The organism is Donghicola tyrosinivorans (assembly GCF_003003355.1).
Taxonomy (GTDB): Bacteria; Pseudomonadota; Alphaproteobacteria; order Rhodobacterales; family Rhodobacteraceae; genus Donghicola; species Donghicola tyrosinivorans.
On the sequence record NZ_PVTQ01000009.1, the window covers coordinates 58594 to 75464 of the forward strand.

Sequence of the window (16871 nt, forward strand, 5' to 3'; positions counted from 1 at the left end):
TCCCTAATGAGTGATCGTATCTTCGGCATCTTCGGCGTTCTTCTTGCGATCGGCTACGCTATGGCGGCCTTCGCAATCGAAGAAAGTTTTCTGTCGGATGCTGTTGGCCCCAAAGCCTTTCCCCTGATCATCGCCACCGTTCTAGGACTGAGCTCCTTGGTGATCGCGATCAAACCCGATCAAGAACCCCATTGGCCCCCCTTCGCCCGTCTGGCGGAAATCGCGGCGGCCGTGGTTGTTATGGTGCTTTATGCCCAGTTCCTGCCGGTGATCGGCTTTGTCTTTGCCACCGCTTTGGCTGCGACCTATCTGGCGTGGCGTCTGGGATCGACGGTCCTTGGCGCGATTGCCACCGGCGTCGGCACCTCGGTCGGTATTTATGTCATTTTCCATCTGGTTCTGGGCCTGTCGCTGGCCCGTGGCCCGCTGGGTTTCTAAGGAGGATTACGCATGGAACTCCTGTCTTCGCTTGGTGACGGCTTTCTGATCGCCCTGACCTGGCAAAACCTGCTGCTGGCGCTTCTGGGCTGTTTTCTGGGCACCATCATGGGCGCGCTGCCCGGCCTTGGGCCGTCGAATGGCGTGGCTATCCTGATCCCGCTGGCCTTTACCCTTGGTCTTGGCGCGACGCCTGCGCTGATCCTGCTGACCAGCGTTTACTATGGCGCGATGTACGGTGGCCGTATCAGCTCGATCCTGCTGAACATTCCGGGTGACGAGCCCGCGATGATGACCTGTCTGGACGGCTACCCGATGGCCAAGAAGGGCATGGCCGGCGAGGCCCTGAGCCTTTCGGGTATCGCATCCTTCGTCGGCGCGTTCTTTGCTACTTGGGGTCTGATCCTGCTGGCACCGCAGCTGGTGAAAATCGCCCTGCTGTTCGGCCCTGCGGAATACTTTGCCCTGTTTGCACTGGCGTTCATGACCCTTGGTGGTGTCAGTTCGACCAATCAGGCGAAATCGGCCTTTGCTGCCGCGCTGGGTCTTGGTCTGGCGATGGTTGGTGTGGACACCCAAACCGGCGTGCCGCGCTTTACCTTTGGCGAAGTGCACCTCTACGACGGTCTGGATTTCCTTGTGGCGATCGTGGGTCTGTTTGCTCTGTCCGAAGTGTTCATCTTCCTTGAAGAGCGTCATGGAAACGCAAACGCCGACAGCCGTCAGTTGCAGATCGGCCGCCTGACGCCGCCGATGTCGATGATCAAGCAGTGTACCCCCACCATGCTGCGTACCTCTCTGCTGGGTTTCCTTGCGGGCGTTCTGCCCGGCGCGGGTGCCTCGCTGGGATCGTTCATCAGCTACTCGATGGAAAAGCGTCTGGTGGACAAAGAGGGTACCTTTGGCAAAGGCGATCCGCGCGGTGTGGCTGCCCCCGAGGCTGGCAACAACGCGGCTGCGGGTGGCGCACTGGTGCCAATGCTAGCGCTGGGTGTTCCCGGTTCGGGCACCACGGCGGTTCTGCTGGCGGTTCTGCTGTCGCTGAACATCACTCCCGGTCCGCTGCTGTTCAGCCAGAACCCCGATGTGGTCTGGGGCCTGATTGCCGCGCTGTTCATCGCCAACTTCATGCTGCTGGCTCTGAACATCCCGATGGTGGGCCTCTTCACCCGCCTGCTGATGGTTCCCCCGCGCATTCTGATGCCGATTGTGGCCATGGTCAGCTTTGTGGGCATCTACGGCATCTCGGGTTCGTCCTTTGACCTGCTGGTGATGATCGGCTTCGGTGTGATGGGCTGGGTGCTGCGCAAGCTGGACGTGCCGCTGGTTCCGATCATTCTGGGTACGCTTCTGGGCAATTCCATGGAGGCCAACCTGCGCCGCGCGATCACCATCGACAACGGCAACTGGTTCACCCTCTTTGACAGCCCGCTGGCAATCGGTCTTTGGGCCGTGGCGATTATCGGCTTCATCCTGCCGATGGTGTTCGGCCGCGTCGTGAAGGGCAAAATGCGCCAGCGCCGCGACGAAGAAGGCGCGATTTCGGACTGATCAGTCCTTACTTTACCACCACTCACGAGGCCCCCAACCGCAAGGTTGGGGGCTTTTTTTCATGGCGCGCCCTTTCGAGGGGCCGACGACAACACGCCAGACGAAAATTTTCTGCACATGCGCAGTGATACCGCAAACAGCCAGAGTAACACGTTGAAAAGACGCCTGTTCACACGCAGCATTTCTGTTTCCAAGAATTTAGTTTCCAAGGAAAATGTTTGTTGACACAACAGTTCCGTTTATCCCATTCTGCTAGCCAAAAGGGGCAAGGTGTTTTTAATCGCGCCATGTGCCACGCAGACGGAAAGACTTTGATGACCAACACCACCGATATCCTGAAGGTCGAGATTGACGGCCCCGTAGCCACCCTGACCATGAACCGTCCGGGCAAGCGCAACGCTATGTGCGATGAGCTGCTGGAGCAGATCGACACCTTCTTCGCGGCGCCCCCCGAGGGCGTGCGGGTGGTGATCATGACCGGCACCGAAGGGCATTATTGCTCGGGTCTGGATTTGTCTGAACATGTGGCCCGCGATGCCGAAGGCACAATGCGCCACAGCCGCAATTGGCATCGGGTGATGGACCAGATCCAGTTCTCGGGTCTTCCGGTGATCAGCGCGATGTTCGGAGCGGTGATCGGCGGCGGTTTGGAAATGGCGGCCAGCACCCATGTGCGCATCGCCGAGCCGGGCACGATTTTCCAGCTGCCCGAAGGGATGCGCGGCATCTTCGTGGGTGGCGGCGCGACTGTGCGTATCGGGCGCATCATCGGCGCGGACCGTATGTGCGAGATGATGCTGACCGGTCGCAAATACAACACCGAAGAAGGGCTGGCCCTTGGCCTGACCCACTACGCAGTAGGCGAGGGCGAGGCACTGCCGCTGGCATGCAAACTGGCCGCCAAGATCGCCAAAAACGCATCGCTATCTAATTATATGATGATCCAGGCGATCAGCCGGATCAACGATATGTCGAAGGCAGACGGTCTGTTTACCGAAAGCCTTTGTGCGGCGGTCAGCCAGACCAGCCGCGACGCGGAAGAGGGGCTGAAAGCCTTCCTCGAAAAACGCGCGCCCGAGTTCCGATAAGGGCTATATCAGCTTTGTGCGCCACGGAGGATGGCGCACGAGACAAGATCGTTCATTCACAGAACAGGATTTTAGGGAGGACCTGAGAATGACCAAACTAACTCGCCGTACCATGATGGCGTCCATGGGTGCCGCACTGGCCACCCCCGCACTGCTGAGCCGCGCGAATGCCGCAGAGGTCACCCTGCGCCTTAGCCACTTTCTGCCCGGCGTTGCGCCCATCCAGACCAAATTCTTCGAGCCTTGGGCCGCAGAACTGAAAGAAGCGTCGAACGGTGCAATCGACGTACAGATTTTCCCCTCGCTGCAGCTGGGTGGTAAGCCGCCGCAGTTGGCCGACCAGACCCGTCAGGGCATCGTCGACATCGCGTGGACCCTGCCTGTTTACACGCCTGACCGTTTCCCCATCGCGGAAACCATGGCGCTGCCCTTCATGGTGACCAACGCCGAGAAGACCTCGATCGTGATGCATAAGCTGATGGACGAGTTCGCACAGGGCGAATACGACGGCATGAAAGTGCTGGCCTATCACACCCACGATGGCGGCAAGCTGCACACCCGCAACGCCCCCGTCACCAGCCAGGCTGACCTTAAGGGTCTGAAGCTGCGCGCACCGAACCAGGCGACCGGCCAGATGCTGGCGGCGCTGGGTGCCGAGACCGTGTTCTTCCCCGTGACCGAGATGGTCGTGGGTCTGTCGAATGGCGTGATCGACGGTTGCTGCCTGCCCTTCGAAGTGGTTCCCGCATTCAAACTGCAAGAGCTGACCAAGTTCACCTCGATGCCCGCAGCGGGCGCGCGTGGCCTTTACGCCAACACCTTCTCGCTGGTCATGAACCAGCGCAAGTACGACGACATGTCGGATGACCTGAAGGCAGTGATCGACGCGCATTCGGGCATGGATCTGTCGGCACGTCTTGGCAAGCAGTTCGACGAATTCGAAGCCTTTGGCCGCTCGGTCGTTGAAAAGCAGGGCAACGAGATTGTCGAAATTCCCGCCGAAGAGATCGCCAAGTGGCAAGAGGTTTCCAAGCCTGTCGTCGCCGCATGGGTCGAGAAGCTGAATGGCATGGGCTTTGACGGTCAGGCGGTTGTCGACCGCGCCAACGAACTGCTGGACGCGGGTTAAGCGGCATGGCCGAACGGCTTGAAACAGAAGACTGGCAGGGGGTGAACGGCCCCCTGTTCAGCATCCTGCGTCCCATCGCGGTGGCCTCGGCGGCCGCAGGGGGCGTGGTGATCTTTGCGGCGGCGGTGCTGGTCACTGCATCGGTCGTGATGCGAAATCTCGGGATCGGCGGCATCCGCGGCGACTTTGAATCGGTCGAGCTGGCGTGCGCTGCCTGTGCCTCACTGTTCCTGCCCCTTTGCCAGATGAACAAGGGCCACGTCATGGTGGACCTGTTTACCAATTGGCTGCCTGACGGGGCGCAGCGCCGTCTGGACGGGATCTGGACCTTTATCTTTGCCCTTGTCTGGGGCCTGCTGTGCTGGCGTCTGACCCACGGGCTTTCCGAAATTTACAGCTATGGAGACAAGACCATGCTGCTGCGCGTGCCCGTTTGGCTGGTTTACGTGCCCGCGGTCTTCGGCACCGGCCTTTCGGCCATCATCGCCTTCTTCATGAGCCTTCCGATGCTAAGCCGCGTGTTCCGCGGTCTGGGGACTGTCTGATGGATCCGACGACTATTGCGACCATCATGGTCATTGTTCTGCTGCTGCTGATCTTTGTCCGCATGCCGATCGCGCTGGCGATGGGTGCTGTGGGGGCGGTCGGCTATGTGGTGCAGCTGAACCACTATGCCCTGCTGGCGTATTTCAATGTGGCTTGGGTCGACAAGTTCATGTCCTATGAACTGGCGATTGTGCCGCTGTTCATCCTGATGGGCCATCTGGCCACGCGGACCGGCATTTCGGGGGCCATCTTCTCGGCGTCAAACGCTTGGATCGGCCACAAGCGCGGCGGTCTGGCGATGGCGGCTGTGGCGGGCTGTGCGATGTTCGGCTCGATCTCGGGCTCATCGCTGGCAACTGCGTCCACCATGGCCCGTGTGGCCCTGCCCGAGATGCGCAAGCACGGCTATTCCGGCGCGCTGTCGTCCGGCTCGCTGGCGGCTGGCGGCACACTGGGTATTCTGATCCCGCCGTCGGTGGTTTTGATCATCTACGCCCTGCTGACTGAACAGAACATCGTAAAGCTGTTCCTTGCGGCAACCATTCCCGGTCTTCTGGCTGTGGTCGGCTTTTTCATCGCGATTGCGGTCTATGTCCGCCTGCGCCCCGAAGAAGGCCCCACCCATGAGAAAGCGGATATGAAGACCCGCATCAAATCCCTGACCGAGATCTGGCACGTCGTCGCGATCTTTGTTGTGGTGCTTGGCGGGATCTACGGCGGCTTTTTCACCCCCGCCGAGGGTGCCTCGGTTGGTGTGATCATGACGCTGGCTGTGGGCATCTTCAAAGGCGGCCTGAGCATGGGCGACTTGATCGACTGTCTGATCGACACCGCAGGTTCGACCGCGATGATCTTTGCCATCGTCTTTGGCGCGGACATTTTTAACGTGGCGCTGGCCCTTAGCCAGATGCCTGCGGATGTGGCCAACTACTTTAGCAATGCCGATATCGCACCGATGACCGTTCTGCTGGGGATGGTGGTGTTCTACCTGATCATGGGCTGCGTCATGGACAGTCTGTCGATGATCCTGCTGACCGTTCCGGTGTTCTTCCCGACGGTCATGGCGCTGGACTTTGGCCTGATGCCGGAACAGCAGGCCATGTGGTTCGGGATCATCACGCTGGTTGTGGTCGAGATGGGTCTGATCACGCCACCTGTGGGGATGAACCTCTTTGTGATCTCGGCCATGGCCAAGGACATTCCGACCAGCCAGATCTTCCGCGGCACCACGCCATTCATCATGGCCGAGTTCTGCCGGATTGCGATCCTGATCAGCTTCCCCGCCCTCAGCTTCTGGCTGGTGGATGTGGTTGCGAACTAGGGGGTAATGGCATGACGCAGGCAATGAACAAGATCGAACAGGATGACCGTCCCTTGGACAACGGCTTGCGCCAGTTCATGGGGTACACCCTGAAACGGGCTTATCTGACGCTTCGCGCGGATATGATCCTGTCGATCGAACCGCTTGGCCTGCGCACGCGCACGTTCTCGGCCCTGTCAGTTGTGGCCGAGAACCCTGACATCACCCAAACCCAGCTGGCCTGTGCCTTGAACATCGAACGTTCAGGCGTGGTTGTGCTGGTTGACGAATTGCAGCGCGCCGGGCTGATCACCCGCAACAAGGTGCCGGGGGACCGCCGGTCCTATGCGCTGCGGGCCACCACCAAGGGCATGGCCACTTGGAAGGACGCCGAGGCGCGCGTTTTGGCCCATGAACGCCAGATGTTGGCGGGTCTGACGACCGAAGAACAAGAGAATTTAAAAGTACTGCTGCGCCGTATTGGCGCTGGCGCCTGATCCACGACAGGGCTTGGCCCTCTAGGGAGGCTAGAATGAAAGACCAAATCACGGGGCTGGAACTGGTCCCGCACTCTGTCCGGCTTGACCGCCGCGATGGCTCTCTCGAAATGCGTTCGAATGTTGCCTGCGATCCGGTTGTCGCGCACACCGGCGTGTGGGTGCATCAATGGGCCGAGGCCGCGCCCGAGCGGACCGCAATCGCAGAACGTTCGGGTGAAGGCTGGCGCGAGGTCTCTTATGCCGCGCTGCTGGAACAGGTGCAGGCGATTGCCGCTTCGCTGGCCGCCCGTGGTTTGGGGCAGGACACACCCATCGTGGTAATGTCCGGCAACGGTGTGGATCACGCGCTGCTGTCGCTTGGGGCGCAATACGCGGGCGTTCCCGTTGTCCCGCTGGCCGAACAGTACTCTCTGATCACCGAGGCCCACGCCCGTCTGGTCTATGTCCTGAACAAGGTCAAACCTGCGATGGCTTTCGTCGATGACGCGGGCCGCTATGCCGAGGCGCTAAAGCGCCCCGAGCTGGCAAACGTTGAGGTTGTCGCGAGCATCACCGAAGGTGCGCCCCGTGCTGTGACGCCCTTTGCCGAACTGTTGAAAGGTGACAGTGGCGTTGATCTGGCCGCCGTTCACGCCAAGGTCGGTCCCGATACGCTGGCGAAAATCCTGTTCACATCCGGCTCGTCCTCGGACCCCAAAGGGGTTCTGACCAGCCAAGGAATGATGTGCGCCAATCAGGCCCAGATGGCTGCGGTAATGCCCTTCTTGAAAGAGCGTCCGCCAAGCATCACCGACTGGCTGCCGTGGAACCACGTCTTTGGCGGCTCGCACAACAGCTACATGATGTTGGCCAATGGTGGCAGTCTGTACATCGACAACGGCAAGCCCACCAAGTCGGGCTTCAAGCACACAGTGCAGAACATCATCGACCGCCCCGGCACGCTGTCGTTCAACGTACCGGTTGGCTTTGCCATGCTGGTCCATGAGATGGAGACCAACACCGCCCTGCGCGAAGCCTACTTCCGCGATCTGGATCTGATCTTCTATGCCGGTGCCTCATTGCCGCAGGATGTCTGGACCCGTCTGGAAGAAATGGCGATGGAGGTCCGTGGCCGTTTGCCCTTGATGATCAGCAGCTGGGGCATGACCGAAACGGCGCCTGCCACGATCATGGTGCATGAGCCCATTGGCCGTTCAGGCGTGATCGGCGTGCCGCTGCCCGACACCACCGTCAAGCTGATCCCCGATGATGAGATGCGCTGTGAATTGCGCGTAAAGGGGCCCAACGTGATGAAGGGCTATTGGGGCGATGAGGTGAAATCCAAAGAGGCCTTCGACGAAGAAGGCTTCTTGATCACCGGTGATGCGGTGAAGTTTGTGCACTCCGATGACGCGGAGCGGGGTCTGACTTTTGATGGTCGCGTGTCCGAAGATTTTAAACTGCTGACCGGCACTTGGGTGCAGGCGGGCAAGTTGCGTCTTGAGGCTCTGGAAGGTCTGCGCGGTCTGGTGCAAGACGTGGTGATCTGTGGTCACGACCGCGATCAGATCGGCCTGTTTATTTTCCCGCGTCCGGATCATGTGCATGGGGACAACACGTCCGAAGGCGCTGTAATTGATCCGGTTCTGCAAGCTGAATTGGAAGAGCGTCTGCGCGCCATGGCCTCTGCCGCGACGGGGTCCGCCAAGCGCATCAGCCGCGCGATCATCTTGGCCGAGCCGCCCTCGGTCAAGGATGCAGAGATCACGGATAAGGGCAGCCTGAATGTCCGCAAAATCATGACACGCCGCGCAGATTTGCTTGAGCGGCTTTACGACAACGAAGACCCGGCGCTGATCCGGGTGTGAGGTGACACTATGGTAGATTTCTCGAAAGTCCGCGCGATCGATTTCCACACCCATGCCGAGGAAAGCTGCGGCTGCCACGCTGATGACGGCTATGACGAGCTGCAAAGCACCATGGCCAAGTATTTTGGCGCTCCGTGGAACCACCCGCCGACCATCCCTGAAACGGCAGCCCATTACCGTGAGATGAACATCGCGGCGGTGATCTTCCCCGTGGATGCCGAGCGTGAGACCGGCTATCGCCGCTACAGCAACTATGAGGTCGCCGAGGCCTGCGCGAAAGAGGATGATATCCTGATCCCCTTCGCCAGCATTGATCCCCACAAGGGCAAGCTTGGCGCCCGTGAGGCCCGCGATCTAGTAGCGAACTACGGCGTTCAGGGCTTTAAGTTCCACCCGACCATGCAGGGGTTCTACCCCAACGACCGCATGGCCTATGACCTCTATGAGGCGATTGCCGAAACCGGCAAACCCGCCCTGTTCCACACCGGTCAGACTGGCGTGGGATCGGGGATGAAGGGCGGCAACGGCATGCGCCTGAAGTATTCCAACCCCATGTATATTGATGATCTGGCGGTGGATTTCCCTGATATGCCGATCATTCTGGCGCACCCGTCCTTCCCCTGGCAGGAAGAGGCGCTGTCGGTCGCGACCCACAAGCCCAACGTCTACATCGACCTGTCGGGTTGGTCGCCCAAGTACTTCCCCGAGATCCTGATCCGCTATTCGAACACCCTTCTGAAAAAGAAGATGCTGTTCGGGTCGGACTGGCCGATGATCGCGCCAGAGAAGTGGCTGGATGCCTTTGACAAGCAGAACTTCAAAGACGAAGTGCGCCCGCTGATCCTGAAAGAGAACGCCATGCGGCTGCTGGGGGTGACGGGCTGATGGTTCCGTTCAAAGCGCCCGTTGATGACATCCTCTTCAGCCTGCGCCATGTGGCCGATGCTGCGCGTCTGCCGTCCTATGACGACGAACTGACCGAAGGCATCGTCAGCCACTTTGCCAGCTTTGCCGAAGGGGTCATCGCCCCTTTGGATGAAAGCGGCGATGCGCAAGGATGCCGTCTGGAAAATGGCCGCGTGCGGATGCCGGACGGCTTTGGCGATGCGTTCGCGCAACTGGTCGAAGGCGGCTGGCAAGGGCTGACCGCGCCAGAAGAGTTCGGCGGCATGGCTGCGGACCACGTGACCGCCGCCTGCGTGTCCGAGATTTTCAGCGGCGCGAACCATTCGCTTCAGATGGTCTGCAATCTGGTGCCGGGGGCGATCTCGACCCTGATGCGCTTTGGCTCGGACGATCAGAAGGCCGCCTATGTCCCGCCTTTGGCCGAGGGGCGCTGGCTGGCGACCATGTGCCTGACCGAACCGGGCGCGGGCAGCGATCTGGGCCGTGTTCGCACCAAAGCGGTGAAGGACGGCGATCACTGGGCGATCACCGGCGAGAAGATCTTTATCTCGGGCGGTGATCAGGACATGAGCGAGGGGATTTTCCACCTTGTTCTGGCCCGCACTGGCGCGATGGAAGACGGGGTAAAGGGGCTATCGCTGTTCCTGTGCCTGTCGGAAAACGATGGCGTGCGCAATGACATCACTGTCACGCGGATCGAAGAGAAGCTGGGTCTTCATGCCTCGCCCACTTGCCAGATGGCCTTTGACGGCGCGCGCGCCGAATTGCTGGGGCAAGAGGGTAAGGGCCTGATGGCGATGTTCACCATGATGAACCACGCCCGCCTTGATGTGTCGTTGCAAGGGGTGGCCCATGCCTCGCGCGCCCATCAGATCGCCAGCACCTACGCGGCCGAGCGGACGCAGGGCCGTAAGAAAGATGGCTCGGTTGCCGTTCTATCGGATCATGCGGATGTGCGCCGGATGCTGGACACCCAGCGGGCCTTGGCCCTTGGGGCGCGGGCCATGTGCCACCTGACGATGGTAGAGATGGACCTGAACGCACGGCCTGCGCTGGTCGATTTCCTGACGCCGGTCTGCAAGGTGTTCTGCACGGAGGCCGGCACCGCCAGCGCCGATCTGGGGATGCAGGTTCTGGGCGGCTACGGCTATCTGACCGAATACCGCGTCTCACAAACGTGGCGGGATGCGCGGATCACCTCGATCTATGAGGGGGCGAATGGCATCCATCACCTGACCACGGCGACTCGGGGCCTGAAAATGCCCGGCGCAGGAGACGCTTTCGCCGATCTCATCGGTGAATTGACGAAGGGCGCCGATGTTTTGCAGGTGTTAGAAATATGGAAATCCCAGCGGGCCAAGCTCGAAGCCTCCGACGATCCGGCAGAACTGGCCCATGGATTCGGAGAGCTGACTGGCGATCTGTTCTATCGGGCGGTTTGGGCTAAGCTGGCGGCCAGCGGTGACGCCGAGATGCAGCGCCTGAATGATCGGGTGCAAGCACGCCCCTTGCCTGTGCGGGTTTAACCGCACCGCAAGGACGGAAATACAGCCGTAAGGGTTTAAATCGGAGCGGGGCGACTATCTTAAAAGGGTCGCCCCGCTTTTTTTATGAGTTTTCATGACCGAATTGAACATTCCCCGCCGCGCTGGTCCGATCCTGCATTTTCGTGGCCACTCTGACGCGGGCCTTTCCCTGCATGTGATCGTCGTGCGCCCCGCGGATGAGGACGCGCCTGCTTCTTTATCAGTGTCAGGGGATGAGACGACGCCTGAACTGTTGACCGAGGTGCAGGGCGCTCGGTTCTGGCGCTATGGGGTCACGCTGACAGCGGCGGATACGGGATATGCCTTTGAAGGGCAGCACTATGATGTGGTGACGGCTCTGGACGGGGATCTGCGGGTCGGCTTCGTGTCGTGCAACGGCGAAGAACATGGGGATCTGCATCGCAATATGGCTGACCGGAATGCCATGTGGCTGCGTTTGTGGGAGGCCCATCGCACGTCGCCATTGGCTTTGCTGATCCAAGGGGGTGATCAGATTTACGCCGATGAGGTGACCGACGGGCATCCTTTGACGGATGATTGGCCGAAGGGGCTGAAGAAGGCGCCGACCACTGAAGAACTGGCTGATTTATATGGGTATCTCGAGCGGCGGTTTGTGGATCGGTATTTGCGTTTGCTGGCCTCGGACCAGATGGCGCCGCTTTTGGCGCGAGTGCCGACGCTGGCGATTTGGGACGATCACGACATCTGCGACGGCTGGGGGTCTTTGCCCGAAAAGGTGACGGATAGTGCGATCGGACAGACTTTGTTCGCGGTGGCGCGCCAGATGTATCTGCTGTTCCAGCAAGGCATGGTCGAGGCCGATATTCCGACCCTGTTTCCCGACCCGACAGGGGCAAGTCTGGGCTGGCGCCATCGCCTGCCGGGCCTGACTCTGCTGGCGCCTGATCTGCGATCCCAGCGGCAACGCCATCAAGTGATGGGCCCTGAAGGGTGGTCCATGGTTGAAAGCACAATGCCCGAGAAGGGTGATCAGACGTTCTTGATCTCAAGCGTACCGCTGTTGGGACCACGCCTGTCGATCGTCGAGGGCTTGATGATGCTGATGCCCAGATTTCAGAAATACGAAGACGATCTGCGGGACCAATGGCAGAGCCGCGCCCATCGCAAGGCCTGGCAACGTATGCTGCGTGAGGTGCTGCGAATGCGGGCAGCAGGGCCGGTGACTGCGATTTCGGGCGAGATTCATCTGGCCACGCGGGCCGAGATGACCTGTGGCGAGGGAGTGATGCATCAACTTGTGGCGTCTGGGATTTCCCATCCGGCACCAACAAAGAACTACGCTCGCGGATTGGGGCTGTTGGCGGGGCTGGGAGAGGCGCCTTTGAAGGGACATCCCATACGCATTTTGCCGCTGCCAGGCCAAAACACTCGCTATATTGCGGAGCGGAATTTCCTAGTGCTTGAACGGCAGGGCGGGACATGGGAGGCCCGCTGGCATCTGGAAGAAAGCGGTGTGACCCCTGCGCTGGTGCTTTAGAGAAGGGGGCTGTCTGCCCCCTCTTGGGCCATGCGGCCCAATTCACCCCCGAAGGTATTTTCACCAAGATGAAGGGGCGGTTTTCTGGTGGGGCAGAACGAACAAAGGCGCCCGACGGGGCGCCTTGTTTTATTGGTCGGAGTGAGAGGATTCGAACCTCCGGCCCCTGCCTCCCGAAGACAGTGCTCTACCAGGCTGAGCTACACTCCGACCGTGACGGGGCAGGTACCGCACTTGGGGTGTCTTGGCAAGGGCGCTTTAGCGTTTCTTGGCGCGGTTTAGGAACAAAAGTGTGTAGCGGGGGGTGGTGCCGGTTTCGAACCGGACGCCGGTGTTGGTGACGGGCGCTTTGGTGTCTTTGCGGACCCCTTCGCGCATCACAATATAGACGCCGCTGGCGATGATGATTCCCGCTCCGATCATGGTGGGGAAATCGATGTATTCGCCGAAGAACATGTAGCCGTAGAAGATCGCCCAGAGCATCTGGCTGTATTGCATGGGAGCGACAACGCCTGCCTCTCCGGTGCGGTAGGCGCGGATCATAAGGCTCATGGCGGTGAGAGAGAGTAGGGCGACGGCGGCAATGGTGCCAAGTTCCCACAGTTCCATGGGTTTGTATTCAAAGGGCAAAAGCATGCCCATGATCACGATGTTGGCGATCAGGGGGTAGAGGAGCAGCACGATGCTGCTTTCCTGCGAGCCGATGCGGCGGACAATGATGGACACGAACGAGCCGCCGACCGCAGCACCGAGGGCGGCGAAATGGCCCAAGGTCAGCTCGGATGAGCCGGGGCGTAGAACCACAATCACGCCAATCAAGCCCACAATGACGGCGCCCCAACGGCGGGGGCCGACGCGTTCACCCAGAATGGGGACCGAGAGGACTGTGATCAGTAGGGGTGTAGCGAAGATCATCGCATAGACCTGCGCAAGTGGCAGAACCGAGAATGCGTAGAAGGCGCAGACGCCGGTGAAGACCACTGCGACTGTGCGGGCGTAGGTCCAAGCAGGGGTGGCGGGGCGCAGGTTCGCGGGCTCTTTCGTCTGGATGAGCACGACTGTGAGGACCGGAAAGCTGAAGAGGACGCTGAAGAAAACGATCTGGAAGGGATGGTGATTGGCCCCCAGCACTTTGACCAGCACGTCATGCAAGGCGTAGAGGGCAAAGCCCAAAAGCGCGAAGGCAGCACCTTTGCCATTTGACTGGGGAGGAAGAGACGTGGTTGCCATGCTGTCACCTGCAGAGGATTGTGGGCCCTAAGGAAAACCCTATTCCCCTCAATCAAAAAGAAAAGGGGGCCGCAAGGCCCCCCTGATGCATTTATGAACTTGCGCTCAAATCAGAGGCTGCTGTCCAGCGCTGCCAGGATCGCATCGCCCATTTCGCTGGTCGAGACCGGTGTTGCGCCTTCTTCGCCCAGAAGATCGGCGGTGCGGACACCGTCACGCAGCACTTTTTCGATGGCCGCTTCCAGACGATCTGCCTCTGCGCCCTGATCGAAGCTGTAGCGTAGGGCCATCGCGAACGACAGGATGCAGGCGATCGGGTTGGCCTTGCCTTGACCCGCGATATCGGGGGCCGAGCCGTGGACCGGTTCGTACATCGCCTTGGGGCGGCCGTTGGCCATGGGGGCACCGAGCGACGCCGACGGCAGCATGCCGAGCGAGCCGGTCAGCATCGCGGCGGCATCCGACAGCAGGTCACCAAAGAGGTTGTCGGTCACGATGACGTCGAACTGCTTGGGCCAGCGGCAGAGCTGCATAGCGCCTGCGTCGGCGTACATGTGCGACAGTTCCACATCGGGGTATTCTTCGTCGTGGATCTTCTGGACCACTTCGCGCCACAGGATACCCGATTCCATCACGTTTGCCTTCTCCATCGAGCAGACCTTGTTGCCACGGCGGCGGGCCAGTTCGAAGGCCGAGCGGGCGACGCGTTCGATTTCCGATTCGGTGTAGCGCTGGGTGTTGATGCCCACACGCTCGTTGCCTTCTTCGAAGATGCCGCGCGGCTCGCCGAAGTAGATGCCCGAAGTCAGTTCGCGCACGATCATGATGTCCAGACCGGCAACCACGTCACGCTTCAGCGAGCTGAAGTCGGCGAGCGCGTCAAAGCACTGGGCGGGGCGCAGGTTGGCGTAAAGGTCCATTTCCTTGCGCAGACGCAGCAGGCCACGTTCGGGCTTCACGCTGAAGTCCAGCACGTCGTACTTGGGGCCGCCAACGGCACCTAGCAGAACTGCGTCGACTTCCTGTGCTTTCGCCATGGTGTCGTCGTGCAGCGGAGTGCCATGAGCGTCGTAGGCTGCGCCGCCGACCAGATCCTCGCTAACGTCGAATTTCAGGTCACGCTTTTCGCCGTACCAGTCGATGATGCGGCGAACCTGGCCCATGACTTCGGGGCCGATGCCGTCGCCGGCAAGGATAAGAAGCGAGGGATTGCTCATTGGCTGGTCCTTTCTGTCCCAAGTGTTGCCGATGGCCTACCCAAGCCCGCGCGTAGGGTCAAGAAAGGCCGTTGGGAATCGGGGGTGGAATCGCGCAAATTGCCGTTAAAATCAGGGTGGAACGGTAAGATCGGCCCAGATCAGGCTGTGACGGCTGGCGCCTGCTGGTGGAGGGATATGGCCGCGTGCTGTGACGGTCAGTGTCCGTTGCGGCAGGATGTAGCTGACGCGCATCTGCGGCAGGCCCAGATCGCGCCAGTCTGCGGTAGGAAAAGGGGCAGCGGCATCTGTGAGGCGCGGGTCATTCAGCAGCGCGTGCAGCGGAGGTTTGAGACCTTCGCCAAGGGTTGGATCATTGTTCAGATCGCCGAGGATTACGAACGGCGCGTCCCCTAAGGTGTCCAGATGGTTGTGGATCAGGCGGATTTCATCGCCGTTGCGTAGGCCATTCCGGTCTTCTGGTCCGTCAAAGACCGGCGGGCTGGCGTGGAGGGTCAGGAGATGGAAGAGCGACCCATCGGCCAGTTGAATGGGGATGCGCCAGTGGCCGATCGTGGACAGTCGTTGACGCGCCCTTGCCTCATCTGACATGGGGGGCAGAGTTGCCCACGGCAGATCGGCCCAAATGAGACCTGAGAGGTCCGTAAAACCGCTTGTATCAAGCGGAAAGCGCGACAGGATCGCCATTCCGGCCTGCCCGTGAAATCGCCCGTAGCCTTGCCGGTCTTCGGGGCCCAACCGACCATCGCCGTTCAGGTCGATGCCTGTATAGAACCCGGCGTTCGGCGGGGCGGTGAATATGTAGGGGTAATCGCGACCCCGTTCGGCGATCAGGTCGCGAAAGGCTGTCAGGGCGCGGTTTTCCGCGTCGAAATCCAACGATTGCAGGGCGATGATGTCGGCCTGCGATGCGGCAATCATTTGTGCGGCGGCTAGGACATCAGGGGCTTTGCCCGAGAGGATGTCGCGCAGCAAAAGGCCCGGCCCTTTGCGAGATAGTTCGGTGTTGAAGGTGGCGACGCGAAGCGTCTCAGCCCAAGCGGCTCCGCCCCAAAACAGGGCGAAGGCGATTATCCAAAGGCATGCAGTTCGTCCCCATCCTCGCGGTGCTGCGAGCGACGGCGCTTGTCTGCGATCATATGTGCCACCCGTGCTGTCGCGATACCGCGCATCAGCAGGCTGGCAGGAAGAAATGCCCATGCTGCCACCGACCAGATCAGAGTCTGCGGCTTGCTTGCGTCAATCGGGTCAATCAGCCCCGAAGCCATTTGCAAAACCGCCGGGATCAGGAATGGCAGAAGAACCCCTAACGCCACGTTAAAATTGGCGTCCCGATTAAGACGGCTGACAACATCGCCGCCGCCAGTGGGGTCAAATGTGGGCAGGTTGGTCCAGACGTTGAAGGCATGGCGCTGGCGCGGCCAGCCGTTGACCCACAGCACAAGGGCAAAGAAGCAAAGGGCAATCAGCGAGACCAGATAGGCCAGACCAGCGGTGCGCTGGACAGTCAGAATTTCGACGGGGGTGGCGTTCTCGGGCAAGCTCAGCAGCAGCAAGCGCACGGGCGAGAAGGGGAAATCCAGCACATTGCCCACAACCGTACCGACACTGGTGAACAGCTGGCTCATGGCGGTGGGGTAGACGGTGCCGCGCTGGATGATGCTGAGGATCAGAACCGTTAGCAAAAGTGACCCGAAGCGCAGCCGGTTGAAGGGCGGTGCGTCGCGAAACTCGACCAGACTGGGGTAATCGGCGGTATATTCAGAGAATACAAGCCAGCCAGAGAACAGAGCGACCAGCAGAATGATCGGCGCACTGTCACTGCCGCCGGGTTCCAGCAGCGATGGCGTTGCGACAAGCAATACGACCAGAAACGCACGCAAAAGCGCGCCAAAATAGCGAGTAAACACCGCTCTACCTCTCAAACCAGGGCCTGAGCTTTTGCTCTTTTATCCCCTGATGTGCCCGCAATTATGCGGGGCTGCCTCATTCTTGCCTTAATTAAGCAGCGTGAGGGGGATGGCCTCAATACCTGTAAGCAGGATGAACATGAATCCGGGCGATTTAGAGGTGA

General features: G+C 60.3%; 16 protein-coding genes and 1 tRNA gene. 11 read left to right on the forward strand and 6 right to left on the reverse strand.

Translation table 11 applies throughout. The annotated features are described in order from the left end of the window. The first annotated feature begins 6 nt into the window (after positions 1–6). The 11 genes from CLV74_RS13240 to CLV74_RS13290 all read left to right on the forward strand — a co-directional run bounded on the left by CLV74_RS13240 (position 7) and on the right by CLV74_RS13290 (position 12350). Positions 7–438 (forward strand): tripartite tricarboxylate transporter TctB family protein, encoded by a 432-nt coding sequence (locus CLV74_RS13240; protein ID WP_106265551.1) that lies wholly within the window; start codon positions 7–9, stop codon positions 436–438. A gap of 12 nt (positions 439–450) precedes the next feature. Then, positions 451–1989, forward strand: coding sequence for a tripartite tricarboxylate transporter permease (locus CLV74_RS13245; protein ID WP_106265553.1), 1539 nt, complete (start codon positions 451–453; stop codon positions 1987–1989). Between the two features lie 314 nt (positions 1990–2303). Beyond that, a complete protein-coding gene (locus CLV74_RS13250) occupies positions 2304–3077 on the forward strand; it encodes a crotonase/enoyl-CoA hydratase family protein (protein WP_106265555.1) in 774 nt (257 codons plus the stop codon). Positions 3078–3165: 88 nt separating this feature from the next. Then, a complete protein-coding gene (locus CLV74_RS13255) occupies positions 3166–4206 on the forward strand; it encodes a TRAP transporter substrate-binding protein (protein ID WP_106265558.1) in 1041 nt (346 codons plus the stop codon). 5 nt (positions 4207–4211) lie between these two features. Continuing rightward, the gene (locus CLV74_RS13260; RefSeq protein ID WP_106265561.1) at positions 4212–4751 is read left to right on the forward strand and encodes a TRAP transporter small permease; all 540 of its coding nucleotides are present in this window, start codon (positions 4212–4214) and stop codon (positions 4749–4751) included. After that, complete coding sequence (locus tag CLV74_RS13265) at positions 4751–6073, forward strand: TRAP transporter large permease (RefSeq protein ID WP_106265564.1); 1323 nt, start codon at positions 4751–4753, stop codon at positions 6071–6073. Before CLV74_RS13260 ends, CLV74_RS13265 begins: the two co-directional genes overlap by 1 nt. An 11-nt stretch (positions 6074–6084) precedes the next feature. Then, on the forward strand, positions 6085–6549 hold the full coding sequence (locus CLV74_RS13270) for a MarR family winged helix-turn-helix transcriptional regulator (protein WP_245888546.1): 465 nt from the start codon (positions 6085–6087) through the stop codon (positions 6547–6549). Between the two features lie 35 nt (positions 6550–6584). Continuing rightward, positions 6585–8399 (forward strand): feruloyl-CoA synthase, encoded by a 1815-nt coding sequence (locus CLV74_RS13275; RefSeq protein ID WP_106265568.1) that lies wholly within the window; start codon positions 6585–6587, stop codon positions 8397–8399. Positions 8400–8408: 9 nt separating this feature from the next. Further along, positions 8409–9284, forward strand: coding sequence for an amidohydrolase family protein (locus CLV74_RS13280; protein ID WP_106265570.1), 876 nt, complete (start codon positions 8409–8411; stop codon positions 9282–9284). Continuing rightward, positions 9284–10831 (forward strand): acyl-CoA dehydrogenase family protein, encoded by a 1548-nt coding sequence (locus CLV74_RS13285; protein WP_106265572.1) that lies wholly within the window; start codon positions 9284–9286, stop codon positions 10829–10831. The genes CLV74_RS13280 and CLV74_RS13285 overlap by 1 nt, the downstream gene beginning before the upstream one ends. A gap of 94 nt (positions 10832–10925) precedes the next feature. Next, positions 10926–12350, forward strand: a complete 1425-nt coding sequence (locus CLV74_RS13290) for an alkaline phosphatase D family protein (protein WP_106265575.1) — start codon at positions 10926–10928, stop codon at positions 12348–12350. A gap of 133 nt (positions 12351–12483) precedes the next feature. Here CLV74_RS13290 and CLV74_RS13295 read toward each other — a convergent pair. The 6 genes from CLV74_RS13295 to CLV74_RS13315 form a co-directional block, all read right to left on the reverse strand. Then, positions 12484–12560, reverse strand: a tRNA-Pro gene (locus tag CLV74_RS13295). Next, positions 12551–12601 (reverse strand): hypothetical protein, encoded by a 51-nt coding sequence (locus tag CLV74_RS23470; RefSeq protein WP_425430981.1) that lies wholly within the window; start codon positions 12599–12601, stop codon positions 12551–12553. Before CLV74_RS23470 ends, CLV74_RS13295 begins: the two co-directional genes overlap by 10 nt. A gap of 7 nt (positions 12602–12608) precedes the next feature. Beyond that, positions 12609–13580, reverse strand: a complete 972-nt coding sequence (locus CLV74_RS13300; protein WP_106265577.1) for a DMT family transporter — start codon at positions 13578–13580, stop codon at positions 12609–12611. 110 nt (positions 13581–13690) lie between these two features. Then, the gene (leuB, locus tag CLV74_RS13305; protein WP_106265580.1) at positions 13691–14797 is read right to left on the reverse strand and encodes a 3-isopropylmalate dehydrogenase; all 1107 of its coding nucleotides are present in this window, start codon (positions 14795–14797) and stop codon (positions 13691–13693) included. A gap of 111 nt (positions 14798–14908) precedes the next feature. Then, positions 14909–15772 carry an endonuclease/exonuclease/phosphatase family protein gene (locus CLV74_RS13310; protein WP_170108049.1) on the reverse strand — a complete coding sequence of 288 codons (864 nt, stop codon included), beginning with the start codon at positions 15770–15772 and terminating at the stop codon, positions 14909–14911. A gap of 95 nt (positions 15773–15867) precedes the next feature. Further along, the gene (locus tag CLV74_RS13315; protein WP_106265582.1) at positions 15868–16707 is read right to left on the reverse strand and encodes a hypothetical protein; all 840 of its coding nucleotides are present in this window, start codon (positions 16705–16707) and stop codon (positions 15868–15870) included. Positions 16708–16871: the final 164 nt, after the last annotated feature.